A 23,394-nucleotide genomic window follows, 5' to 3' on the forward strand; every position below is an offset into this window, starting at 1 on the left:
TCGAGCGGGGCGTGCGCGCGCGTCCCGCTCAGGTGACGACGATCGTGCCGTGCATGTCGGGATGCAGGGAGCATGTGTACTCGTAGGTTCCGGGCTCGGTGAAGGTGTAGGTGAAGTTGCCCGTCTGCATCAGCGGACTGCGCAGCACACCCTTCGCCTCACCGACACCCGCGACGTCGTGCGTGACACCGCGGTCGTCGAACTTCCAGGTGACGGTCTCGCCCACCCGGACCGTGAGCTGGGCGGGCGAGTACGCCATGTCGGCTACCTCGACGACCGGACCACTGGGTTGCTCGTCTATTCCCGCGGATTCCGAACTGCAGCCGGAGAGCGCACCCGGGGCCGAAATGCTTGCGGCGAGAGCCACTCCGGCGATCAAAGACCTTGCATGTCCACGCATGCCGTCGAGCGTAGTCTTGCCTCGGTACCGACCGTTCCGGACGAGGAGTGCCCATGCGGGGCTACTACACCCCTGATGAGATCCGAGCGGCCGAAGCGCCGCTGCTGGAGTCCCTACCCGACGGCGTCCTGATGCGACGCGCAGCGCACGGACTCGCAGGTGTGGTCGTTGCGGAGTTGCGCGCGCGGACCGGGGGAGTCGCCGGGCGGGCCGTGCTGCTGTTGGTCGGTTCCGGGGACAACGGGGGTGACGCGCTCTGGGCCGGCACGTTCCTGCGTAAGCGCGGTGTCGCTGCCACTGCTGTGCTTCTGAAGCCCGAGAAGGCGCATCGGGCGGGGCTGGCGGCTTTTCGGCGAGCGGGCGGGCGAACAGCCCTCGCGATCGAGGAAGCCGGTACGCCCGACCTGGTGATCGACGGAATTGTCGGGATTTCCGGCAGGGGACCGCTGCGGCCGGACGCGGCGGCGCTGGTCGAGTCGATAGAAGCCCCGATCATCGCTGCGGACCTGCCCAGCGGCGTGGACCCGGTCACCGGTGCCGTCGAGGGGCCTGCGGTGCGGGCGGCCGTCACGGTGGCGTTCGGTGCGCTCAAACCAGTGCACGTCCTCGCCGCGGCGCAGTGCGGTCGCGTCGAATTGATATCAATCGGGCTGACGCTCGGTGAGGCGGGGATCGCGTCGGTCGATGCGGCCGACGTCGGAGTGTCCTGGCCGGTGCCCGGTCCGCACGACGACAAATACTCACAGGGCGTCGTGGGCGTGGTCGCCGGGAGTGAGGGATATCCGGGTGCGGGCGTGTTGTGCACCGGCGCCGCCGTCACGGCCACGTCCGGTCTGGTCCGCTACGCAGGTCCGGGCGCAACGGAGGTGCTCGCCCACTGGCCCGAGGTGATCGCAACCCCGGATGTCGCGAAAGCGGGACGGGTGCAGTCGTGGGTGGTGGGTCCCGGCATGGGCACCGACGATGCGGCACGGCGGGCGCTGCGGACCGTGCTCGACACCGACGTTCCCGTTCTCGTGGATGCCGACGGTCTCACCCTCCTGGCCGAAGACGTCGGTCTGGTGCGCTCCAGATCGGCGCCTACCCTTCTTACCCCGCATGCCGGCGAGTTCACCCGCATCACAGGACGCGATCCGGGACCGGATCGTGTGGCCGCGGCACGGTCGCTGGCAGCGGAGTGGGGGGTGTATGTCCTCCTCAAGGGCCGCGCCACGGTGATCGCCGAGCCGGACGGTCGCGTGCTCGTCAACGAGGCCGCTGGTTCGTGGTCGGCCACCGCGGGTGCCGGGGACGTGCTCGCGGGGATCCTGGGCTCGTTGCTGGCAGCGGGAATCGTCCCGGACCGGGCAGCGGCGATGGGCGCACGGGCGCACTCGCTGGCGGCGAACGTTGCTGCTCGCGGCGGCCGGGGGGAACTGGCAGCGGGGCGCGGAACAGCGCCGATCGCCGCGGGGACTCTGCTCGCTCATCTGCGGGAGTCGATCAGAATTCTTCGTGCGGGTGTGTCACCCGAGGAAATGGCGGGCAACCGGTGAATGGCAGGATCGGACGCATGACGCTTGCCGAAGCAGTACCGTCGGACGAACACGGCCGGGTCGAGCCCGCCGCCTCTGCCCACGCGACGCCGGCCCCCCAGGCCGAAGCAGTGATCGATCTGGACGCTATCGCGCACAACGTCGCAATCCTGCGTGAAAAGGCCAGGGACGCGGCGGTGATGGCCGTCGTCAAAGCGGACGGTTACAACCACGGTGCGGTGCCCGTGGCGCGCGCAGCGTTGGCCGCCGGTGCTGCCGAACTCGGTGTGACCACGATCTCCGAGGCTCTCACGCTGCGCCGGGCAGGTATCGACGTGCCGATTCTCGCCTGGCTGCACACCGTCGACGCCGACTTCGCCCCCGCGATTCGGGCGAACGTCGAGCTGGGTGTGTCCTCCCCGCGACACCTCGCCTCCGTCGTAGCTGCGGCGCGTGAGGTCGGGTCTCCGGCAACCGTGACCATCAAGGTCGACACCGGGTTGAACCGCAACGGTGTCGCACCCGGCGAATTGGAGCAGGTTCTGATCGAGCTGGCGCGTGCCGAGGCCGAGGGCGCGGTACGGCTCCGCGGAATCTTCTCGCATCTCGCGCACGCGGACGAGCCGCATCACGCGGTGATCGACTCTCAGCGCGACCGATTGTCGAGCGCTGTGGCAGACGCCGAGCGGCACGGTCTGGTTCCCGAGGTGGTGCATCTGTCGAATTCCGCGGCCACCCTCACGCGCCCGGATCTCCGTTTCGACATGGTGCGCCCCGGCATTGCGATCTACGGGTTGTCGCCGGCCCCCGAACTCGGCGAGTTCGGGCTGCGGCCCGCGATGACGCTGCGGTCGCGGGTCGCGTTGGTGAAGAAAGTCGCCGCAGGTGAGGGCGTGTCCTACGGCCACCAGTGGGTGGCGCCGCGGGACACGATGGTGGCTCTGCTGCCGTTCGGGTATGCCGATGGGCTACCGCGTTCGCTCAGTGGCCGGTTCGAGGTACTACTCGGTTCGGAGCGTCGGCCGGGTATCGGGCGGGTGTGCATGGACCAGGTCGTGGTGGATCTCGGATCAGATGGCGGCGGTGTCCGCGAAGGCGACACCGCTGTCTTCTTCGGCAACGGAGATCACGGTGAGCCGCACGCCCAGGAGTGGGCCGACAAGCTCGACACCATCCATTACGAGGTGGTGACCGGAGTGCGGGGCCGCACCGTGCGCAGCTACGTCGGTGGGCGGTAGGTCTCGTGTCAGCCGACGACAGAGTGCTCGCCGGGGGCGGGACGGTGGTGTTACCGACAACGGCCGACACCGAGAGATTCGGGCGTGATCTGGCCCGGGGGTTGGTTGCCGGGGATCTGATCGTTCTCGACGGACCTCTCGGCGCGGGAAAGACCGCACTGACGAAGGGGATTGCGGCGGGCCTCGGTGTGCAGGGGCGAGTGACTTCACCCACATTCGTGATCGCCCGGGAGCATCGCCCGGGTGCTCGTCCCGATGGCGGGCAACCGGTGGGCATGGTCCACGTGGACGCCTACCGTCTGGGTGGCAGCGGGCCGCACGCGTTGGACGAGCTCGACGCCCTCGACCTCGATACCGACCTGGCCGAAGCGGTCGTCGTGGTCGAGTGGGGTGAGGGCATCGTCGAGCAGTTGGCCGACCGGCATCTTCGGGTGCGCTTGAGCCGCGAGCCCGAGTCGGACGTGCGCACCGCCGAGTGGGAGTGGATTTCCTGACAGGTCCGGGGGGCGAGAGACGTTCTGACGTGCGAGTACCCTCAGATACCGTGCTTGTTCTCGCCATCGATACGTCCACACCCGCCGTGACTGCCGGACTCGTCCGCTTCTCGGCAGGGTCCGCGCCCGCCGACGCGGTGGACACACTCGCGGTGCGCGTGACAGTCAACCCGCGCGCACACGCGGAGGTCCTCACCCCACACATCCTGGAGTGCATCACCGAGTCGGGTCACGGGCCGGCGGATCTCGACGCGATCGTGGTCGGGGCAGGCCCGGGGCCGTTCACCGGCCTGCGGGTCGGAATGGCCACCGCCGCCGCGTTCGGTGACGCCCTGGGCATACCGGTATATGGAGTGTGCAGCCTCGATGCGATTGCCGCGCAGGTGCGTGGTGACCGGAATTTGCTCGTCGTCACCGACGCGCGTCGCCGCGAGGTCTACTGGGCCCGATACTCGGCGGGCCGGCGCGTGGAAGGCCCTGGCGTGATCAAGCCTCGCGAACTCGAGCCGATGCCGTCCGAGGTCGTCGCGGGATCGCCATCGCACGTCGACTTCTTCGACCTTCCGGTCGAACCCGTCGAAACACCCTCGCCCGCAGGCCTGGTCGAAGTCGCTGCATCGATGTTGGTCGGCGGGCAAGCGCCGGAGCCGCTCGTTCCGCTCTATCTGCGACGACCGGATGCGGTCGAATTGGCGGACCGTCCGAAGTGACGTTTTACATCGAACCTATGGTCGACGCGGATGCCGAGCGGTGTGCGGAGCTCGAGCGTCTGTTGTTCGCCGGCGACGGCCCCTGGAGTGCAGCCGCTTTCCGGGCCGAGTTGGCTGCGCCGCATGTTCGCTACGTGGTGGCGCGCACCGACACCCGCCGCGTGGTCGGATATGCCGGACTGGCCCTGCTCGGCAACGCCTCTCATCCCGAAGCGGAAGTGCACACGATCGGGACGGACCCGCAGTACATGCGCCGGGGGATCGGCGGAGCGCTTCTGGGCGAAATTCTCCGGGTGGCCGATGCGCGGGGAGGACCGGTGTTTCTCGAAGTGCGGACCGATAACGACGCGGCGATCGCGCTGTACCGGCGTGAAGGATTCGACATAGTGGGAACTCGAAAGCAGTACTACCAACCGAGCGGCGCGGACGCGTACACCATGCGCCGCGCCGGAGCGGGTGAGGAGCCGGTGCAATGATCGTCATGGGTGTCGAAAGTTCGTGTGACGAAACCGGAGTCGGTATCGTCCGGTGGAACGGCGACGGCACGTGTGAGCTCCTCGCCGACGAGGTGGCCTCCAGCGTCGACCAGCACGCCCGTTACGGCGGGGTGGTGCCCGAAGTCGCGTCCCGCGCGCATCTGGAAGCAATCGTCCCGACGATGCGGCGTGCGCTCACCGCAGCGGGAATCGGCAAGCCGGACGCACTCGCCGTCACCATCGGTCCCGGACTCGCCGGGGCTCTGCTGGTCGGCGTCGCCGCGGCGAAAGCCTACGCAGCGGCCTGGGATATCCCGTTCTATGCGGTGAACCACCTGGGGGGGCATGTAGCGGTGGACACCCTCGAACACGGACCGATGCCGCCGTGCGTCGCGTTGCTGGTGTCGGGCGGACATACCCACCTATTGCACGTCGAGGATCTCGCGAAGCCGATCACCGAACTCGGCACCACCGTGGACGACGCGGCGGGAGAGGCCTTCGACAAGGTTGCCCGCCTCCTCGGACTCGGATTTCCCGGTGGACCCGCCCTCGACGCGGCAGCACAGCACGGCGATCGCAATGCGATTCCCTTTCCGCGCGGGATGACCGGACCCAAAGACGCCCGGCACGACTTCTCCTTTTCCGGCCTCAAAACCGCGGTCGCACGGTATGTGGAGTCGAAGGAGCGTGCCGGCGAGAATTATTCGGTACCCGACATCGCCGCCAGCTTTCAGGAAGCCGTGGCTGACGTCCTCACCATGAAGGCGGTACGCGCAGCTCGCGACGTCGGCGTGGCCACGTTGGTACTCGGCGGTGGTGCCACCGCCAACTCGCGCATCCGATCGCTCGCCGAGGAACGGTGCGCCGAAGCAGGTCTCACGCTTCGCGTGCCGAAGCCGCGACTGTGTACCGACAACGGGGTCATGATCGCTTCGCTGGGAGCGCACGTCATCGCGGGGGGTGCAGCCCCGTCACTTCTCACCGTGGCGAGCGATCCGGGCCTCTCGGTCGCGACAAGCCAGGTATTCACCTGACGGAAAAGGCACCCGGGGGCGCGAAGTCAGGGGCCGGCGCCACCGGGATCGGCGCCGGGACGACCGGTATCGCTTCCGTGCCGTCACTGGCCGGTGGAATCGCGGCGCCGTCACCGACCGGTGGCAGCGGCAAGCTCTCGCCGGGCGGCGGTGGAAGCGGCGCGCCCTCACCTGGCGAGGGCACAGCCGGGCTCGGCTGATTCGGAGTCGACTCGCCGGGAACCTGCGGCCACAGTGGGGGAATGGCAGGCCATTCGATGTGCGGCCAATTCGGCTGGGTCGGATCGGTGGGAGGCCGGGGCGTGGGCGCGGCACTGGTGGTCGGCGTGTGTGGTGTCGTCGTGGGAGGTGTAGCGCCCGTCGTCGAATCGGGCATGCGGGCAGAGCTCCGATCCCATCCCGGCGACGACGTGGTGGGCACAACCTGGTTGGGCGTGAAGTCCGATGTCGGTGTGGGATCGTGCGACGGGATTCGCGTGGCAGCCGGCGTGTCTGTCTCTGTACTGGGCGTGTGCTGCTGAGAGGTGTGAAAGGTGTCGCTTCCTGCGGGCGCGACGTTGGGGTCCGGCGCAGGAGCGAGTTCACGCACTCCGTATCCCAGTACTAATCCGCCCACCACCAGCGCACCGACGAGTGCGCCGGACACCTTTGCGGTCGAACTCGGCCGAGTCGACTCCGTGGGCGGATACTGCTCGATCGCCTTCGACACGGCGAGCAGTGCGGCGCCTTTGGCCGTCGCGGATTCCGGTTCGGGGACGGCAATGACACGGGCGGTGAAGGCCCTGCGCACGGCCGCCCGCAACGCAGGAATGTTGGCGCCGCCACCTACGAGCGCAATGGCTTCCGGCGCTCGTGGCGAGTCGGCGATGGTGGATCGGATGAATTCGACCGCGACACGAATCGTCGGCGCGGCGAAGCCTTCGAACGCGCTGCGACTGATCCGGGTCGGTGCCATCCCTCGGAACTCGACGTCGACCGTGGCATTCAGGTCTGTCGACAGCTGCTCCTTCGCGACGCGGCAACGCGCCGAGAGCAGTTCGCGATCCAGGTATCGCAGGTGATGCGGAGTGGCGAGACTGGCGACGGCGTACTCGAACACGAGGTCGTCGATCGTGCCGCCGCTCACATGAGCGGTGCGGTCGGCGTGCAGCACCGTGCCGTCCACCTGATCGACCACCGAGACCGACAAGCCGGACTCACCGAAGTCGACGATGGCGACCGTCGCGTGCTGGGCGATCTCACCTGTGTGGCGTAGATACGTGAGAGTCGCAGCGACTTCCGGGACCAGATGGACGCGATGCCGTTGCCTGCTGACTGCACTCCGGATCGAATGCGCCTGTTCCGGAGTGCGGTACGTGACGGCGAACGCGTCCGGGGTGGTGGGGTGGGCAGGCACCTGGGTGGTCATGAGGGAAATCGAGGAGCGGACGAGGTCACCGAGATCGGTGTGAGCCTCGTCGGCCGACAGATACCGGAATTCGACGCTGTGCGAGCCGTTGGAGTCGGTGGTGACGAGGGCGGAACCGACACCCGCCGCCCCGGTGGACATGCCCAAGGACATATTCATTCCCACACCCCCTCCCACTTGTCGCGCCGTGATCTGCTGTTCGTCGGGACGCCTTCCACGAAGAGCATCCCTGCCCCATGAATCGGCGACCGTTATCCGAACGTTACAGAAAACTCACGGCTTTCGCTCTCGAGTTTCGGGCTGCCGAGACGAGGATGGCGCTCGATATCTGCTCTCACCTGCACGGTTGCCCGAAGGAATTTCATGGGAAATGCCAGCGAGTTTCGCAATCTCGACCCGCGCGACCGTCGCCGCCTGCTGCGCCGCGGACTCGTGCGTCCGGCCTTGACGGTCGTGCTCTGCGCGGTGGCCTACTTCGTGCTGCCGTGGACCTCGATCGACGGCATATCCGCGGTCGTCCTGCTCGCGGGCGGACTGCTCGTCGTGCTGCTGGTCGCCGCCTGGCAACTTCGGCAAATTCTGCGGTCCGACGTGCCTGTACTGCAGGCGATCGAGGCGCTGGCCCTGATTCTTCCGGTCTACCTGCTCGGATTCGCCGCCGGATACAGCCTGATGTCCCAGAACGAGGCCGCCTACTTCTCCGAACCGCTCAGCCGGGTCGACGCTCTGTACTTCTCGTTGACAGTGTTCTCGACCGTGGGCTTCGGGGACATCACGGCGACGAGCGATCCGTCGCGCGTCGTCGTCAGTGTTCAGATCGTCGGAAATCTGTTTCTCATCGGCGTAGGTATCCGCGTGGTGACGGCCGCCGTCGGCTGGTCCCGTGGGCGCAGATGACTAACGACCTGAGATCAGTAACAGTTCCACGTTGTGGTCGAGGGATGCACCGAGCCGGACGGGATCGGTGTGAATGTCGTTGAAGGACAGTTCCCGATAGAGGGAGGCGAGTCCGAGCGGAGACAGATCCGTGTACTCGACGGAATACGGGCTGTCGGCTTCGAACAACGTCGTGAGGATCGACACCGTACCGTCGGCATTGTCTACGACTTCGAGAATCCGCCCGTGCTGCGGGAAATCGATGTGCGAGGCGGTATTGACCTCCCAGAACGACTGTTCCGGTGTGGGTCCGGCCCAGGGGGTGATCCGGTTCTCGTGGGTGTGGCCGTTGACCCAGGCGAGCACGTTCGGGAAGCGATGGAGCAGGCTCACCAATTGTGAAGCCGGAATGCGTGGTTCGGCCGGAACGGCCGGGTCCGGGACGAGATTGTCCATGGTGGTGCTCGTGTGGTGGCTGAAAAGGACGAACCAGGTGTCCGAACGCGACTGCGACACCCGGGCGCCCGCGGTGTCGTAGTACACGCCGCTCCCGGCAAGCAGCGTTTCCTCGATCCAGCGGAACTGCGCGGCCCCGAGAGAGCCGTCCACGAAACCGGCGCGGTTGGTGGAATCCATGCTGATACCGATCACACCGGGAGCGATGTCGAACGCGTAGTAGCCGATTCCCGTGTCGCCTGCGTCGGGGGCGAATCCGTGGCCCACTGGTCCGGGGCCGGTGTTGGCCGGGTCCAGATGTGCGGCAATGAACTGGCGTGGCGTGAACGGGGCACGCGCCGGATCGGGAGTGACCACCCGCGGTGCCGTCGTGAAGGCGGAGAGCGCGCCGGCGATGGCGCCCGGGTCGAACTTCGTCGCGATGTCGACCGCCTTCGCCTGGTCGGGCGATCCCGGAACCTCGAACTTCAGCGAACCCGTGTACATGGCCTCGAGCGGTGGGATACCACTGGGCACAGTCCCTTCGACGGCGTCTTCGTGATTGCCGAAGACGCAATACCACGGCGTGCGAAGTCCGGGGCTGGTGACGGGGTCGATTGCCGCGCCGAGCAGGCCCGGAATTTCGGGGAAGCCTGCTTTCTTGTATATGTCCTGGAGGGGGGATTCCGGATTCCAGTACAGATCCGCACCCGAGTTCTGCACACCTTCGTAGCGGTCGGGGGCGCCGGTGTTGGGGACGATGGTGCCGCCGTTGAGCGCTGTGAGAAACCAGTTCAACTCGGCGAGCTCTTTGTTGTCGGTGTTGTCGCCGGTGCTCACGACCGCGTCGAACGGCCGCTGGGTGTGGGGGCCGGCGGCGAGAGCATTGACGCGCTGAACGAGGGCGACGAGCCCTTGCGCCGAGAGGGTTTCCTGCGGACGGAACGCGGAACCCGTGAAGGGGTGGACATATTCGAACCGGACCGGGGATTGGGCATCGACGAGATGGACATCCGTGAGCTGCACCAGGGACGCGATCGCCGTGCGGCGGTCTTCCCGGCCGTTCCGGGCCTCGGCGAGTTCGGTGCGGACGATCGTCGGCCAGCCGGGACCCGCACCGAGCCTGCGGTATCCCGACGTTCCCAAGGGCACGGCCGTCGCTTCGAGCGTGGTGCCTGCTCCGGACGTGGGTAGGGGCGCGGCTCCTGCGTACTGCAGGCCCCACGGACGCCCGCCGATGCCCACTGCTCCGATGGCGCCGAGTCCGGCAAGGGTGAGGAAGGTACGCCGGTTGATGTCAGACACCAGACGACCTTAGGTGACAACCCGTCCAGAGCGCGCGATTCGACTCGGCATGATCTGTCGGCCCCCTCCTTGAGCGTTGGCACTCTCACGTATAGAGTGCCAAGTGGCGCCGATCGAGCTCCGGCACCCGCGACGACGGGGCTGTGTGAAGTGCCGTAAACGGAACACTCAAACAGGTGTCCGAGGATGTCCTCGGACCCAGATACCCCAAAGTGGAGGGCTCATCGTGGCGAGCGTCAACATCAAGCCGCTCGAGGACAAGATCCTCGTCCAGGCCAACGAGGCTGAGACGACGACTGCCTCCGGCCTGGTCATCCCCGACACGGCCAAGGAGAAGCCCCAGGAGGGCACCGTCGTCGCAGTCGGCGAAGGCCGCGTCAACGAGCAGGGCAACCGCATCCCGGTCGACGTCAAGGAGGGTGACACCGTCATCTACTCCAAGTACGGCGGAACCGAGATCAAGTACGCCGGTCAGGAATACCTGATCCTGTCGGCACGCGACGTGCTGGCTGTCGTCTCCAAGTAAGGCCATACGTGATCCGCCCCGGAGTCCCCACAGGATCCCGGGGCGGAGTGCGTTCACGCGCAGAACCCTGAAATCCAGGAGAAGACGGAACACATGTCCAAGCAGATTGAGTTCAACGAGACCGCGCGCCGGTCTCTCGAGCGCGGGGTCGACAAACTGGCCGACGCTGTCAAGGTGACCTTGGGTCCGCGTGGCCGCCACGTAGTACTGGCGAAGGCCTTCGGTGGCCCCACCGTCACCAACGACGGCGTCAGCATCGCGCGGGAAATCGACCTCGAGGATCCCTTCGAGAACCTCGGCGCGCAGCTGGTCAAGAGTGTCGCCACCAAGACCAACGACGTCGCGGGCGACGGCACCACCACCGCTACGGTGCTGGCTCAGGCCATCGTTCGCGGCGGTCTGAAGAACATCGCCGCCGGTGCCAACCCGATGGCACTCGGAATCGGCATCAACGCCGCCGCCGACAAGGTCGTCGAGGCGCTGCTCGCGGCGGCCACCCCGGTCGAGGGCAAGAAGTCCATCGCCCAGGTCGCTACCGTCTCCTCGCGCGACGAAGAGATCGGCGAACTGGTCGGCGAGGCGCTGACCCGCGTGGGCACGGACGGTGTCGTGACGGTGGAGGAATCCTCCAGCCTCGCAACCGAGCTCGTGATCACCGAAGGCGTCCAGTTCGACAAGGGCTACCTGTCGCCGTACTTCGTCACGGACCTCGATGCACAGAAGGCCGTGTACGAGGACGCGCTCGTGCTGCTGTACCGCGAGAAGATCACGTCGCTGCCCGACTTCCTGCCGCTGCTGGAGAAGGTTGCCGAGAGCGGCAAGCCGCTTCTCATCATCGCCGAGGATGTCGAGGGCGAGGTCCTCTCGACCCTCGTGGTCAACTCCATCCGGAAGACGATCAAGGCCGTCGCGGTGAAGGCGCCGTTCTTCGGTGACCGTCGTAAGGCTTTCCTCGACGATCTCGCCATCGTCACCGGCGGTACCGTCATCAACTCCGAGGTCGGCCTGAGCCTCAAGGAGGCCGGACTGGACCTCCTCGGCAGTGCCCGCCGCGTCGTGGTCAGTAAGGACGAGACCACGATCGTCGACGGCGCCGGTACCGACGCCGACATCAAGGGCCGCGTCGCGCAGCTGCGCCGCGAGATCGAGAACACCGATTCCGACTGGGATCGCGAGAAACTCGAAGAGCGTCTGGCGAAGCTGGCCGGCGGTGTCGCGGTCATCAAGGTGGGTGCCGCAACCGAGACGGACCTCAAGGAACGTAAGTTCCGCGTCGAGGACGCTGTCAACGCGGCCAAGGCTGCTGTCGCCGAGGGCATCGTCCCCGGCGGCGGATCCGCCCTGGTGCAGGCGAGCACCGAGCTGGCCGACAACCTCGGTCTGACCGGGGACGAGGCTACGGGCGTCAAGGTTGTGCGCGACGCCCTGCAGGCGCCGCTGTACTGGATCGCCAGCAACGCTGGTCTCGACGGTTCCGTCGTCACCAGCAAGGTGGCCGAGCAGCCCAAGGGGCACGGTTTCAACGCCGCGACCCTCACCTACGGTGACCTGCTCGCCGACGGCGTCGTCGACCCCGTCAAGGTCACCCGCTCCGCTGTCGTCAACGCGGCGTCGGTTGCGCGGATGATCCTCACGACCGAGAGCGCTGTGGTCGAGAAGCCCGAAGAGCAGCACGAGCAGACCGGTCACGGACACAGCCACTAGGGCAGTAGCCGCGACCGATCGATGTCGTCACCCTTCGTCTGACGAAACCCCCGTGCGGATCTTCCGCACGGGGGTTTTCATATAGGACCGGTGTTCGCGCCCAGCCGCTCTGCTCAGCTCAGCGCGAGCACGGCGAACGGGTTCGACGTCGGCTGTGGTGAGCCCCCGGGCGGCTCCACGGTGAAGGCCAGCTTCGCCATCGACCCGACGTCGTCGAGGACGACGGTGGTGGTCGGCAGCACGTCGTCGGGCGTCATGGTCCCGGCTGGGACCGGTGCGTCCCCGGACTCGGGCAGCAACCACATCTGATAGACGCTGTCGGCGGCGGGCGGCACAACGTCGTTCATGACGAGCACCACGGCGTTCTCGGACTTGGAGTAGTTGGCCGTTGCCGAGCCGCCCCCGGGGATGGGCGTGCTCGACGACCGCAAGTCCTGCGCCTGGAGTACCTCCTCGGCCACCGTGGGGTCGGGGCCCTGCGTGAGTTGGCGGGCGATGACGGTTCCGCCCGCGAGTATCCCGACCGCAGCGGCGGCGGCGACAGCGACCTGCCAGCGGCGCCGGCGGCTGCGGTGGTGGTCGAGGCTCACCGGCTCGTGCGCGTCCTGCGGTGAGCCCTGTCCGAGCTGTCCGAGCTGTCCGAGCAACCGGGCCCGTAGCCGAGTTGGCGGGGCGACGGCGCCGACCTCGCTGACCACGGCGAATGTTTCGCGGATGGCCCGCGTCTCGGCGGCGAACGCCGCTCGGGTGTCCTTGTCGGCGGCGGCGAGCTGGGCGTCGAGTTCGCGGCGTTCGTGGTCGTCGAGCGCGTCGAGTGCATACGGATACACCATGGCCAGAAGTTCGTCGTTCATCTCATTGACCTCCCAGGCATCCCCGAAGACGCGTCAACCCGTCACGTATACGGGTCTTGACCGTGGAGAGAGCGACGCCCAGTTGGGCAGCCACCTCCCGGTAGGTGCGTCCGTCGTAGTACGCCATCGCGACCGACTCGCGTTGCGTGGCCGTGAGAGTGTCGAGGCAGGCGAGTACAGATTGCTGCTCGAGCCGGCGGGTGACTTCTTCGGTGACCTGGTCGAACGGCCCCGGTACGGAGGCGCTCTCGTAGAGCGCTCGGCGGGCGGTGCCCGCTTGCTCGGACCGCACGCGGTCGACCGCTCGGCGGTGGGCAAGCGTCATCAGCCAGGACACCACGGAACCGCGATCCGGGTCGAAGTTCGACGCAGTGTTCCACGCCTGGAGGAACACTTCCTGTGTTGTCTCCTCCGCGTATCCGGGATCACGCAGCACACGCAGAACCATTCCGTGGACGCGGGCGCTCGTGCGGTCGTAGACCTCCGCGAAGGCCTCGGCGTCGGCTCGAGCGACGCGCACCATCGCGTCGCGGAGTTCCGCGTGTTCCGTGGCACGTGCTGTAGCGGCATCGGCCGAGCCCACAGGGCACAGATCCTCGGCCGGTGAGGTGCCCTCGTTGTGGGTCACGAACGCTCGTCTCGCTTCATCGAGCACCACGGTAGCGTGCATGTCCGGTCATCTCCTCCAGCCGGTAGGCATTCGGAGACCGCGTCGCTGTGGATGGGTGATGGGTGGGTGCGATGCACGGAAACCCTCGTCCGTGGACGAGGGTTTCCGAGTACAGGTCCGCCCGGCGCGTCAGACCGCGATACGCCCGCGGCGGTGTCGCGCATGCATTTCACGCTCGGTCTCGGACATTCCTCCCCAGATTCCGTACGGCTCGGACACGCTCAGCGCATGGTTGCGGCATTGTGCGAGAACAGGGCAGCGTCGGCACATCTCCTTGGCGCGCGTCTCGCGCTGTGCTCGCGCTCGTCCACGCTCGCCATCGGGATGGAAGAACATCGAGGAGTCGACTCCGCGGCACAGTCCGTGCATCTGCCAATCCCAGATATCAGCGTTGGGACCGGGAAGGTGATTGGGTGCAGGCATATGGACTCCTTAGCTGCAAGCTCGCCTCGGGCGGCGAGCGGACCGTGGGCTCGATGTTCAAGCCACTAATCTTTCACGTCGCTAACCGTAGAGTCGTTTCCGAAATCGCGTCAATAGTTGTTCACAGTGGGAATTTACATATCCCACAAACTGAAAGTTAACCTGGAAAATCTTTACATTCCGGCCGGTCCGTGATTCGGTTTCGGGTTGAAAGACCATAGGTCACAGGTAACGATGGCGGGGTGCCTCAGCCCGCGGAGTCCGATGCTCAGCTCCCTCACGGTCCCTTCGGCGGGGAGCCGACGATGTCGGTGTCGGCCCTGGCCAGAAGGCTGGGAGTGGCACCGTCGACACTGCGTACCTGGGACCGGCGTTATGGCATCGGGCCGTCCGCGCATGCGCATGGCAGGCACCGCCGGTACACCTCGCGTGATGTGGCCCGACTCGAGTGTATGCAGCAGGCACTAGAGGAGGGGGCCAGCTCGGCCGAGGCGGCGAGATATGCGATTAACGCAATGGATACACATTTATCAGAATGGGAGCGAGGGCCGTCTCCGCAAATTCTGGGTGACAACTCTGTAAACGAAGGAGAAACAAACTCGCCGCACTTTTTGCCCACTCTTTCCGGCCTCGAAGACACCGATCCCGCGGTGCGGAACTTGTCGAGTGCCTTGATCGCCCGCGACGTCGTCACGGTCCGGCGCATCATCGCCCGCGCCGCAGCCGAGCGAGGATTGACGACCGTGTGGGAGGGGCTCGTCGTCCCGGTCCTCGAGTGGGCGGACGAGGGGCGGAACTCGGCAGCCGCCGCGGTGAACTGCCGTGTATTCGCCGAATGCGTAGCGGGCATCCTGTCGACGATGACGCTCGACGCGCCGATCGCCGTCGGCGGGCGGGTGCTTCTCGTGGACGTCCCTCCAGACTGCGATGATCCCGGGCCACTGATTGCGCACGACCTCGCACTCCGGGCGCTCGGTGCAGCGCTGGCCACGGCGTCGGTGGATGTCCGGATCGCAAGGCCGGCGGTCCGCACGGCACTACTCGCATCAGTGACCAACGCGGGACCCGACGTGATCGTGCTCTGGCTGCCGCAGGGCCACTGCGACGTGCCGGCCCTCGCGCGCGCCATCCGCCGCCGTCGAAGTGGTCTTGCATTGCTGGCGGCCGGGCCCGGGGCGGCGGCAGCGCACCTGCCCCGCTCGGTGAAGGCCGTCGGTCGACTTGGCGACGCCGTCGACGCCGTCGTCGCACTCATCTGACTGCCTGCGCGCAAGCGGTGAGGTGTTGCAGTGATGACATGATGCGGTCGTGTCCACCCGTAACCGCCCCGCCGGCAGCACGCCGACCTTGACCTCCGCAGCGTTCGGCGCCGATCCGGGACGGCATCCGCTGCCGCCGGCCACTCGTCCGGTCGAGCGGTGGATGCGGGCGGTGGCGCTGGGCGGTCAGGGGCGCTACAGCCGGGCGCGAGCAGAACTTGCGGACATCACGCGCGACCGGCAGGCCGGTCCCGAGGTCGTTTCGCTGGCCTGGAGCACGCAGGCCTCGCTGCTGCGGCAGCTGGGAAATCACCGAGCCGCGTCCGGGCTCGACGGCCGGGCGCTCGCCCTCGTCGGTGCCGGCCCTGCCGATCGAGCAGCGGAGAGCGTGCTCGTGCGGGCTGCGCGATGCGATGCACTCACCGGCCTCGCCGCCGATGCGCTGGGATGCGGGCGCCTGGCTCTGGGATGGCGTCTGCTCGATCGTTGTGGAGAGCAACTCGCAGGGGAGCTCAGCGGCCGAGGCGTCACCGGCGCCGAGGGCCTGTGGCGGCAGCAGGTTCGGCGGCACTGGGTCAGCGCCGAGCTCTTCCTGGCTGGCGCTGATTTTCCGTCGGCACGCCGCCACGCCGTGGCCGCGGCAGAAATTTCGGCGGTCGCAGGCTCGGTCCGCCACCACCTGAAATCCGAACTGCTCCGCAGCGCCTCGATGACGGGGGAGCCCGATACGGAACCGGCCGCGCAGCTCGCCGCCGAGGTACTCGACGGGTGCGAAAGGCATGGTCTGATACCCCTGAAGTGGGCCGCGGCCATGTTGCTGGCCGGCCTGACCGGCGATCGGCGCGCACAGCAGGTGCGCGAGGAGTGTGAGGCGATGGTCGCGGCGCGCGGCGGACACTTCCGAACGTGACGGTCCTGGTCGGACGTCCAGCGGCGCTTTCAGGCGAATCCGGCCGAATACCGCTCGGTCCGCACCGTTACCCTTTAAGTGTTCCGCTGAGAGCGGGAGCACACCCATCGGGGGAGGTGCCACTGTAACGCCAGGATATTCACCGACGATGACTAATACGAGCGAGGAGTTGGACTCCGCTGTCGCCGCTGCAACGCAGGGCGACCGGGCCGCTTTAGCTCTGGTCCTGGAAAATATTCGGCCCCTGGTTGTGCGTTACTGCAGAGCCAGGGTCGGTGCTGCGGAGAGGGGACAACTCTCCGCGGATGACGTGGCACAGGAAGTGTGCCTGGCTGTGATGACCGCCTTACCTCGCTACGAGGACCAGGGGCGGCCGTTCATGGCATTCGTCTACGGGATCGCCGCACACAAGGTCGCAGACGCGCATCGGAACTCCGCACGTAACAAATCGGAACCGGTAGCCGAAGTACCAGATGTCGTAGCCAACGATGACGGACCCGAACAGAGGGCGCTCGATTCGGAAGCGAGTAGGCAGATGAACGACCTGCTCAGCACGCTGCCGGAGAAGCACCGGGAGATCTTGATCCTCCGCCTCGTGGTCGGTATGTCGGCAGAGGAGACGGCTGCGGCCGTGGGTAGCACCGCGGGAGCTGTCCGCGTAGCTCAACACCGAGCTATCGCGAAACTGAAAAAAGAAGTGACTAAGGCAGGTGAGAGGTTTGGCTAGGGGAAACAAGCAGATCGGCAATCCCGATGCCGATCTCCCAGGCGGCGACGCACCAGTGGACGTTGCGGCAGTGCGCCGTGACGATGCACTGATCGACGCAATCGCCGGTGGTGGTCCTGTTGCGACGGATTCGCCGGAGCAATACGAGCTGGCACTCCTGCTCGCGAATTGGCGCGCCGATATCGTCGCGACACCGATGCCGGACGGGCCGTTGCTCGACGACGTCATCGCGGCCATGGACACGGCGAACGCTCGCGATGCCCGGAGTGCCGCCCGCGGCAAACTGCGGCTTCTCCGGCCGATCGCGGGCGCTGCCGCAGCGATCGCCGTCGTGATGGGTGGCGCCACCATTTTCTCCTACAACGCCGAACCGGGCGATCCGCTGTGGAGCGTCAAATCGGTGGTCTTCAGTCAGCAGGCCGACTCGACGGTGGCGCAGATCGACACCACGTCACAGCTCGAGCAAGCCGAACGCATGCTCGCGGCCGGCGACGCCGAGTCCGCCAAGAACATGCTCGAGCACGCGGCCGACCGCGCCGGTGGTATCCGCGATGCCGACCAGCGGCGCCAACTCGAGGTGTGGCGCGCAAAGCTCGCCGCCCAGCTCGCAGAGATTGCGCCCACCACGACTGCGCAGGCGCCCGCACCCGGCACGACCACCACGGACGCGCCCATCCAGGCCAGTCAGCTGCCTACATCGGTACCCGGAACGCCGGGCACCACCTTGCCGGGCGTCGAGCCGTCTCCCGGGGGTAATCTGCCCACCACCGATCTCCAGCTGCCGGGGCTCCCCGCGATCCCGTTGCCGCAGTTGCCCCAACAGCCGCAGCCGGCGACGCCGCTCCCCTCCACGGTCGATCCCACGATCATGCTGGTTCCCACGTTGCCGTCGGACCTTCCGAGTACGGAGCCCCCGACGCAGCAGCAGCAGCAGTCGACGGCGCCGCTGCCCACAACGACCATCTCCCCGGTGCCTCCGCCCCCCACCAGCTGACATGGTGCGCCGTTACCGGCGCACACGACTGTGGCCCGACACTTCGAGTGTCGGGCCACAGCTGCGTGTACGGGTGATTCGGGTCAGGCGTCGAAGCCGTCACCGTGCAGAGCGTCGTTCATCGAGGCGTCCGCATAGCCGCGGCAGTAGTCCCAGGTGACGTACGCCTCGGGTGTCGGGTCGTAGGCGGGCTCGTGTGGCCGGACGGTGCCGTCCACCAGAAGCTGGAGGAGATTGGCACGGAGCATGTCCCAGTCGTGATAGTGATCCTGCTGGCAGTCTTCACAGCACACGACGAGGCCACGGATCCCGCGATGGGCCAGCAGAGCCTCATAGACGGCGAGGTCGGCCAGGTCTTCCTCCACAGCGAGTCGCTCGTGGGGGTCGAGTGGCTGGCCTGGTTCGATCGCATCGAGAGCTGCGGACGGGTCGGCGGGGTCGCCGGCAAAGGGGTCCGGGGGCAGACCGGGAGGCAGTTGATCGCGCACAGCACCACGGTACGCAGGTCAGGCCGGTCTGCGCCAGCCGTTCGGCGTAGGCCCAGCGTGGGTGGGCTCGCATGGGGATCACGGCGAGCCGATACCATGGTTTACGGAGCTGGGAATATCGATCGTTGCTCCGCACTTTCTGTCTGTATCCGCATTCCCGAAATTTCCACCGGAGCGTCGACCCGATCACCTACAGGATCGATGCTCCGACCATCCACAGACGGCGCTACCGGCGCTGACATCCGAGTTCCATGGAGGGCCCGAACCGCATGACCAGTTCAGCAGGGCATGTACACACCGGCGGTGACGACCCGAACAAGGTCGCGATGCTGGGTCTCACGTACGACGACGTCCTGCTGTTGCCGGCGGCGTCGAACGTCATCCCTGGCCAGGTCGATACGTCCAGCCAGCTGACTCGTGACATCAGACTGCGGGTCCCTCTCGTCAGTTCCGCGATGGACACCGTCACCGAGGCGCGGATGGCCATCGCCATGGCCCGCGCGGGCGGTATGGGCGTCCTGCACCGCAACCTGTCCATCGACGCCCAGGCCGGGCAGGTCGAGACGGTCAAGCGGTCCGAGGCGGGCATGGTCACCGATCCGGTCACGTGCAAGCCGTCCGACACCCTCGCCGAGGTCGACGCCAAGTGCGCGCGCTTCCGCATCTCCGGACTTCCGGTCACGGATGGCGCCGGTCAGCTCGTCGGCATCATCACGAACCGTGACATGCGTTTCGAAGTCGATCAGAACCGTGCGGTGTCCGAGGTCATGACCAAGGCGCCGCTGATCACCGCCCAGGAGGGCGTGACGGCAGAGGTGGCACTGGGTCTGCTCCGTCGCCACAAGATCGAAAAGCTCCCGATCGTGGACGGCCAGGGCAAGCTCACCGGCCTCATCACGGTCAAAGACTTCGTGAAGACGGAACAACATCCCGATGCCACCAAGGACCGCGACGGGCGCCTGCTGGTCGGTGCGGCGGTGGGTGTCGGCGACGAGGCGTGGAGCCGGGCGATGGCCCTCACCGACGCCGGAGTCGACGTTCTGGTCGTCGACAGTGCGCACGGGCACTCCGCCGGCGTGCTGGACATGATCTCGAAGCTCAAAGCCGAAGTGGACGAGCGCGTCCAGATCATCGGTGGCAACGTCGCCACCCGGAGCGGCGCCGCCGCACTCATCGAGGCGGGCGTGGACGCCGTCAAGGTCGGTGTCGGCCCCGGCTCGATCTGCACCACCCGCGTGATCGCCGGTGTCGGAGCCCCGCAGATCACCGCGATCCTCGAGGCCGTGGCGGCGGCGAAATCACACGGTGTCCCGGTCATCGCGGACGGCGGACTCCAGTTCTCCGGCGACATCGCGAAGGCTCTCGCCGCGGGCGCGTCGACAGCGATGCTCGGGTCGCTCCTCGCCGGCACCGCGGAGTCGCCGGGTGAGCTGATCCTCGTGAACGGCAAGCAGTTCAAGAGCTACCGGGGGATGGGTTCCCTCGGCGCCATGCAGAGTCGCGGCGCCGCCAAGTCGTACTCGAAGGACCGCTACTTCCAGGACGATGTGCTGTCCGAGGACAAGTTGGTTCCCGAGGGCATCGAGGGGCGGGTCGCGTTCCGCGGCCCCCTGTCCCAGGTCACTCATCAGCTCACCGGTGGTCTCCGGGCCGCCATGGGTTACACGGGAGCGTCGACCATCGAGGAGCTGCAGAACGCACAGTTCGTGCAGATCACCGCGGCGGGTCTGAAGGAAAGCCACCCGCACGACATCACCATGACGGTGGAAGCTCCCAACTACACCGCTCGCTAGCAACCAGTCACGAGAAAGGGGCGCGCGTGCGCGACCTCGTTGAGATCGGCATGGGCCGAACAGCCCGACGAACCTATGAGCTGGACGACATCGACATCGTCCCCTCCAGGCGGACCCGCTCGTCCAAGGAGGTGTCCACGTCCTGGCAGCTCGATGCGTACCGCTTCGACATTCCGGTGCTGGCGCACCCTACCGACGCGCTGGTGTCGCCCGCGTTCGCGATCGAGCTGGGCAAGCGCGGTGGTCTCGGTGTCATCAACGGTGAAGGACTGTGGGGACGCCACCCCGATGTCGAGGCGAAACTCGCGGAGCTCGTCGCACTCGCGGAATCGGACGTCGATGTCGAGGTTCCCATCAGGAAGCTGCAGGAGTTGCACGCGGCACCGCTGCAGCCGAACCTCCTCGCGGCCGCGGTGGCGCAGGTTCGTGACTCGGGGGTCACCACCGCTGTGCGGGTCAGCCCGCAGAACGCGCGGGCGCTGACTCCGCATCTGATCGAGGCCGGGATCGACTTGCTCGTCGTCCACGGAACGATCATCTCCGCCGAGCACGTCGCCCACGGCGACAGCGAACCACTGAACCTGAAGACCTTCATCTCCGAACTCGACGTTCCGGTCGTGGCAGGTGGAGTGAGTGATCACCGAACCGCGCTGCATCTGATGCGCACGGGTGCGGCGGGTGTCATCGTCGGGTACGGCTCCACAGAGGGGGCGACCACCACCGGTGAGGTCCTCGGTATCGGCCTGCCCATGGCTACCGCCATCGCCGACGCCGCCGCCGCTCGACGTGACTACCTCGACGAGACGGGTGGGCGCTACGTCCACGTCATCGCGGACGGTGACATCACGTCTTCGGGCGACCTCGCCAAGGCCATCGCCTGCGGTGCGGACGCCGCGGTGCTCGGTGCACCGCTCGCGGTCGCGGCGGAAGCTCCGGGTGGCGGCTGGTACTGGCCGTCGGCAGCGGCCCATCCGTCGGTTCCCCGCGGCACGATGCTGCCGGTGTCCTTCGGGGAACGACCCTCGCTCGATCGGGTCCTCGCCGGCCCGTCCGACGATCCGTACGGTTCGCTGAACTTCGTCGGCGGCCTGCGCAGGTCCATGGCGAAGTCGGGTTACTCGGATCTCAAGGAGTTCCAGAAGGTGGGTTTGACGGTCCGCGCCTGAGCCCTCCTGTTCGTTTCATCTCTTCATCGCCCAATGCCGTATCGGTGCCCGACAGCACCGATATGGCATTGGGCGATGTTCTTCTGCGGGTGCCGCAGCCGTTCCTGATACCAAGCGTTACAGTTAGGTAACCCTTGTGGCAGCTGTCACAACACAAGGGTGCATACTGGCGAGTAATAACCCAGGTTCGGTGGAGGTCTGAGGATGAAGAAGCAGCGCGCGACGGAGTACGACGTTCTCATCGTCGGGTCCGGATTCGGTGGCAGTGTCACCGCGCTCCGGCTGGTGGAGAAGGGGTACAAGGTCGGCATCGTGGAAGCCGGCCGTCGCTATGCCGACGCCGATTTCGCCAAGACCAGCTGGGACCTGAAGAAGTTCCTCTGGGCACCTGCGCTGGGTCTCTTCGGCATCCAGCGGGTTCATCTCCTGCGCGACTGCCTCATCCTGGCGGGCGCCGGCGTAGGGGGCGGATCCCTCAATTACGCCAACACGCTGTACAAGCCGCCCGCCTCGTTCTTCCAGGACCGGCAGTGGGCGCACATCACCGACTGGTACGACGAGCTCAGCCCGTACTACGACCAGGCCCGGAAGATGCTCGGCGTGGTGCAGAACCCGCATATGACGCCTGCCGACGAAATCATCAAATCGGTGGCCGAGGACATGGGTGCGGGTGACACGTTCATCCAGACCCCGGTCGGCGTGTTCTTCGGTGAGGCGGGCAAGACGGTGCCCGACCCGTACTTCGGCGGCGTGGGCCCCGACCGCACCGGGTGCATCGAATGCGGTGAATGCATGACCGGCTGCCGGCACGGTGCCAAGAACACCCTGCTGAAGAACTACCTCGGTCTCGCCGAGAAGGCGGGCGCCGAAATCATCCCGATGACGACGGTCACCGGACTGCGGGAGGCGGCGGACGGCACCTGGGATGTCTTCACCCGGCGCACCGGGCCGATCAAGAATCGCAAGCGCAAGACCTACACCGCCGCGAACGTCGTGCTGGCCGCCGGAACGTGGGGTACGCAGCACCTGCTGTTCGACCAGAAGGAGACGGGCGCACTCCCGAAGATCTCCGATCAACTGGGTGTGCTGACGCGCACCAACTCCGAATCGATTCTCGGCGCGGCCAAGAACAAGGTCGATCCCGCGCTGGAGCTGACCAAGGGCGTCGCCATCACGTCTTCGTTCCACCCCACTTCGGACACCCATGTCGAGCCGGTGCGCTACGGCAAGGGCTCGAACTCGATGGCACTGCTGCAGACGCTGCTGACCGACGGCGGCGGCCGACGGTGGATGACCTTCCTCCGGGAGCTTGCAAAGGACCCGAAGGCGCTCAAGGTGCTCACCCCGTACCGGTGGAGTGAGCGCACCGTCATTGCGCTGGTGATGCAGAACCTCGACAACTCCATCACGACGTACACCAAGAAGGGCCTGTTCGGGCGCCGCAAGTTCACGAGCAAGCAGGGTCACGGCGAGCCGAACCCGAGCTGGATTCCTGCGGGCAACGAGGCCACGCGGCGCATCGCGGAGAAGATCGACGGTCGCGCGGGCGGCACGTGGGGCGACGTGTTCAACATCCCACTCACAGCGCACTTCCTCGGCGGTTGCACGATCGCCTCGGACCCCGAGCACGGAGTCATCGACCCGTATCACCGCGTGTGGGGATACCCGACACTGAGCGTGGTGGACGGCGCCGCCGTGTCCGCGAATTTGGGGGTCAATCCGTCACTGACCATCTCGGCGCAGGCCGAGCGCGCAGCATCGCTGTGGCCGAACAAGGGCGAGCAGGATTTGCGTCCCGCCCAGGGCGAGGGATACCGCCGGCTGAACCCGGTGCCGCCGACCGCGCCGGTGGTTCCCGCCGACGCGCCCGCAGCCCTGATGCTGCCGATCGTCGAGATCCGCAACAGCGCTGTGGTGCCCGACGCGCAGAAGCACGGCGTTGCATAGGACCCGAGAGGACCGGGTCAAGGGGTCGCGCAGACCACAGAGC

At 66.9% G+C, this 23,394-nt stretch carries 23 protein-coding genes and 1 pseudogene; 17 read left to right on the forward strand and 7 right to left on the reverse strand.

Going from position 1 to position 23,394, the window contains the following annotated elements; genetic code table 11:
- Positions 1 to 28: 28 nt before the first annotated feature.
- Positions 29 to 400, reverse strand: a complete 372-nt coding sequence (locus tag NOF53_RS13820; protein WP_255969150.1) for a cupredoxin domain-containing protein — start codon at positions 398 to 400, stop codon at positions 29 to 31.
- Between the two features lie 53 nt (positions 401 to 453).
- Here NOF53_RS13820 and NOF53_RS13825 point away from each other — a divergent pair, with 53 nt between their 5' ends.
- The 6 genes from NOF53_RS13825 to tsaD are packed head-to-tail and all read left to right on the forward strand — an operon-like array spanning position 454 to position 5,866.
- A complete protein-coding gene (locus NOF53_RS13825) occupies positions 454 to 1,935 on the forward strand; it encodes an NAD(P)H-hydrate dehydratase (RefSeq protein ID WP_255969153.1) in 1,482 nt (493 codons plus the stop codon).
- Between the two features lie 17 nt (positions 1,936 to 1,952).
- On the forward strand, positions 1,953 to 3,152 hold the full coding sequence (alr, locus tag NOF53_RS13830; RefSeq protein ID WP_255969156.1) for an alanine racemase: 1,200 nt from the start codon (positions 1,953 to 1,955) through the stop codon (positions 3,150 to 3,152).
- Between the two features lie 5 nt (positions 3,153 to 3,157).
- A complete protein-coding gene (tsaE, locus tag NOF53_RS13835; protein WP_255969159.1) occupies positions 3,158 to 3,646 on the forward strand; it encodes a tRNA (adenosine(37)-N6)-threonylcarbamoyltransferase complex ATPase subunit type 1 TsaE in 489 nt (162 codons plus the stop codon).
- Between the two features lie 50 nt (positions 3,647 to 3,696).
- A complete protein-coding gene (gene tsaB, locus NOF53_RS13840) occupies positions 3,697 to 4,356 on the forward strand; it encodes a tRNA (adenosine(37)-N6)-threonylcarbamoyltransferase complex dimerization subunit type 1 TsaB (protein WP_255969162.1) in 660 nt (219 codons plus the stop codon).
- On the forward strand, positions 4,353 to 4,832 hold the full coding sequence (gene rimI, locus NOF53_RS13845) for a ribosomal protein S18-alanine N-acetyltransferase (RefSeq protein ID WP_255969165.1): 480 nt from the start codon (positions 4,353 to 4,355) through the stop codon (positions 4,830 to 4,832). Before tsaB ends, rimI begins: the two co-directional genes overlap by 4 nt.
- Positions 4,829 to 5,866 (forward strand): tRNA (adenosine(37)-N6)-threonylcarbamoyltransferase complex transferase subunit TsaD, encoded by a 1,038-nt coding sequence (gene tsaD / locus NOF53_RS13850; protein ID WP_255969168.1) that lies wholly within the window; start codon positions 4,829 to 4,831, stop codon positions 5,864 to 5,866. The genes rimI and tsaD overlap by 4 nt, the downstream gene beginning before the upstream one ends.
- Here the strand turns inward: tsaD and NOF53_RS13855 are convergent.
- On the reverse strand, positions 5,859 to 7,433 hold the full coding sequence (locus NOF53_RS13855; protein WP_255969170.1) for a DUF7159 family protein: 1,575 nt from the start codon (positions 7,431 to 7,433) through the stop codon (positions 5,859 to 5,861). The genes tsaD and NOF53_RS13855 overlap by 8 nt on opposite strands.
- A gap of 204 nt (positions 7,434 to 7,637) precedes the next feature.
- Here NOF53_RS13855 and NOF53_RS13860 point away from each other — a divergent pair, with 204 nt between their 5' ends.
- Positions 7,638 to 8,171, forward strand: coding sequence for a potassium channel family protein (locus tag NOF53_RS13860; protein ID WP_255969173.1), 534 nt, complete (start codon positions 7,638 to 7,640; stop codon positions 8,169 to 8,171).
- Here the strand turns inward: NOF53_RS13860 and NOF53_RS13865 are convergent, their stop codons facing one another.
- The gene (locus NOF53_RS13865; RefSeq protein WP_255969176.1) at positions 8,172 to 9,890 is read right to left on the reverse strand and encodes a TIGR03767 family metallophosphoesterase; all 1,719 of its coding nucleotides are present in this window, start codon (positions 9,888 to 9,890) and stop codon (positions 8,172 to 8,174) included.
- Between the two features lie 226 nt (positions 9,891 to 10,116).
- On the opposite strand from NOF53_RS13865, the gene groES reads away from it, so the two are divergent.
- The gene (gene groES, locus NOF53_RS13870; protein WP_003940763.1) at positions 10,117 to 10,416 is read left to right on the forward strand and encodes a co-chaperone GroES; all 300 of its coding nucleotides are present in this window, start codon (positions 10,117 to 10,119) and stop codon (positions 10,414 to 10,416) included.
- A 93-nt stretch (positions 10,417 to 10,509) separates the two neighbouring features.
- Positions 10,510 to 12,120 carry a chaperonin GroEL gene (groL, locus tag NOF53_RS13875; protein ID WP_255969180.1) on the forward strand — a complete coding sequence of 537 codons (1,611 nt, stop codon included), beginning with the start codon at positions 10,510 to 10,512 and terminating at the stop codon, positions 12,118 to 12,120.
- Between the two features lie 113 nt (positions 12,121 to 12,233).
- Here groL and NOF53_RS13880 read toward each other — a convergent pair whose 3' ends face one another.
- From NOF53_RS13880 to NOF53_RS13890, 3 genes are all read right to left on the reverse strand, one after another.
- Entirely contained in the window at positions 12,234 to 12,974 is a 741-nt protein-coding gene (locus NOF53_RS13880) for an anti-sigma factor (protein WP_255969230.1), read from the reverse strand.
- Position 12,975: 1 nt separating this feature from the next.
- Entirely contained in the window at positions 12,976 to 13,644 is a 669-nt protein-coding gene (locus NOF53_RS13885; RefSeq protein WP_255969233.1) for a sigma-70 family RNA polymerase sigma factor, read from the reverse strand.
- Between the two features lie 129 nt (positions 13,645 to 13,773).
- Positions 13,774 to 14,067, reverse strand: a complete 294-nt coding sequence (locus NOF53_RS13890; RefSeq protein ID WP_005239766.1) for a WhiB family transcriptional regulator — start codon at positions 14,065 to 14,067, stop codon at positions 13,774 to 13,776.
- Positions 14,068 to 14,372: 305 nt separating this feature from the next.
- Between NOF53_RS13890 and NOF53_RS13895 the strand changes: the two are divergent.
- From NOF53_RS13895 to NOF53_RS13915, 5 genes and pseudogenes are all read left to right on the forward strand, one after another.
- Positions 14,373 to 14,558, forward strand: a pseudogene (locus NOF53_RS13895) (MerR family transcriptional regulator); the annotation flags it as partial.
- A 120-nt stretch (positions 14,559 to 14,678) separates the two neighbouring features.
- Positions 14,679 to 15,326, forward strand: coding sequence for a transcriptional regulator (locus NOF53_RS13900; protein ID WP_255969478.1), 648 nt, complete (start codon positions 14,679 to 14,681; stop codon positions 15,324 to 15,326).
- Positions 15,327 to 15,375: 49 nt separating this feature from the next.
- On the forward strand, positions 15,376 to 16,236 hold the full coding sequence (locus tag NOF53_RS13905; RefSeq protein WP_255969239.1) for a hypothetical protein: 861 nt from the start codon (positions 15,376 to 15,378) through the stop codon (positions 16,234 to 16,236).
- A 148-nt stretch (positions 16,237 to 16,384) separates the two neighbouring features.
- Positions 16,385 to 16,963, forward strand: coding sequence for a sigma-70 family RNA polymerase sigma factor (locus NOF53_RS13910; protein WP_109331498.1), 579 nt, complete (start codon positions 16,385 to 16,387; stop codon positions 16,961 to 16,963).
- Entirely contained in the window at positions 16,947 to 17,957 is a 1,011-nt protein-coding gene (locus NOF53_RS13915) for an anti-sigma-D factor RsdA (RefSeq protein ID WP_255969243.1), read from the forward strand. Before NOF53_RS13910 ends, NOF53_RS13915 begins: the two co-directional genes overlap by 17 nt.
- 83 nt (positions 17,958 to 18,040) lie before the next feature.
- On the opposite strand, the gene NOF53_RS13920 is transcribed toward NOF53_RS13915, so the two are convergent.
- Entirely contained in the window at positions 18,041 to 18,445 is a 405-nt protein-coding gene (locus NOF53_RS13920) for a DUF5319 domain-containing protein (RefSeq protein WP_005239778.1), read from the reverse strand.
- A gap of 269 nt (positions 18,446 to 18,714) precedes the next feature.
- Here NOF53_RS13920 and guaB point away from each other — a divergent pair, with 269 nt between their 5' ends.
- The 3 genes from guaB to NOF53_RS13935 all read left to right on the forward strand — a co-directional run bounded on the left by guaB (position 18,715) and on the right by NOF53_RS13935 (position 23,351).
- A complete protein-coding gene (guaB, locus tag NOF53_RS13925) occupies positions 18,715 to 20,238 on the forward strand; it encodes an IMP dehydrogenase (RefSeq protein ID WP_255969248.1) in 1,524 nt (507 codons plus the stop codon).
- Positions 20,239 to 20,264: 26 nt separating this feature from the next.
- The gene (locus tag NOF53_RS13930; protein WP_255969251.1) at positions 20,265 to 21,404 is read left to right on the forward strand and encodes a GuaB3 family IMP dehydrogenase-related protein; all 1,140 of its coding nucleotides are present in this window, start codon (positions 20,265 to 20,267) and stop codon (positions 21,402 to 21,404) included.
- A gap of 204 nt (positions 21,405 to 21,608) precedes the next feature.
- Positions 21,609 to 23,351 (forward strand): GMC family oxidoreductase N-terminal domain-containing protein, encoded by a 1,743-nt coding sequence (locus NOF53_RS13935; RefSeq protein WP_255969254.1) that lies wholly within the window; start codon positions 21,609 to 21,611, stop codon positions 23,349 to 23,351.
- The last annotated feature ends 43 nt before the right edge of the window (positions 23,352 to 23,394 follow it).

It is taken from the genome of Rhodococcus tibetensis, assembly GCF_024438035.1.
In the GTDB taxonomy this organism is placed as follows: domain Bacteria; phylum Actinomycetota; class Actinomycetes; order Mycobacteriales; family Mycobacteriaceae; genus Rhodococcus_F; species Rhodococcus_F tibetensis.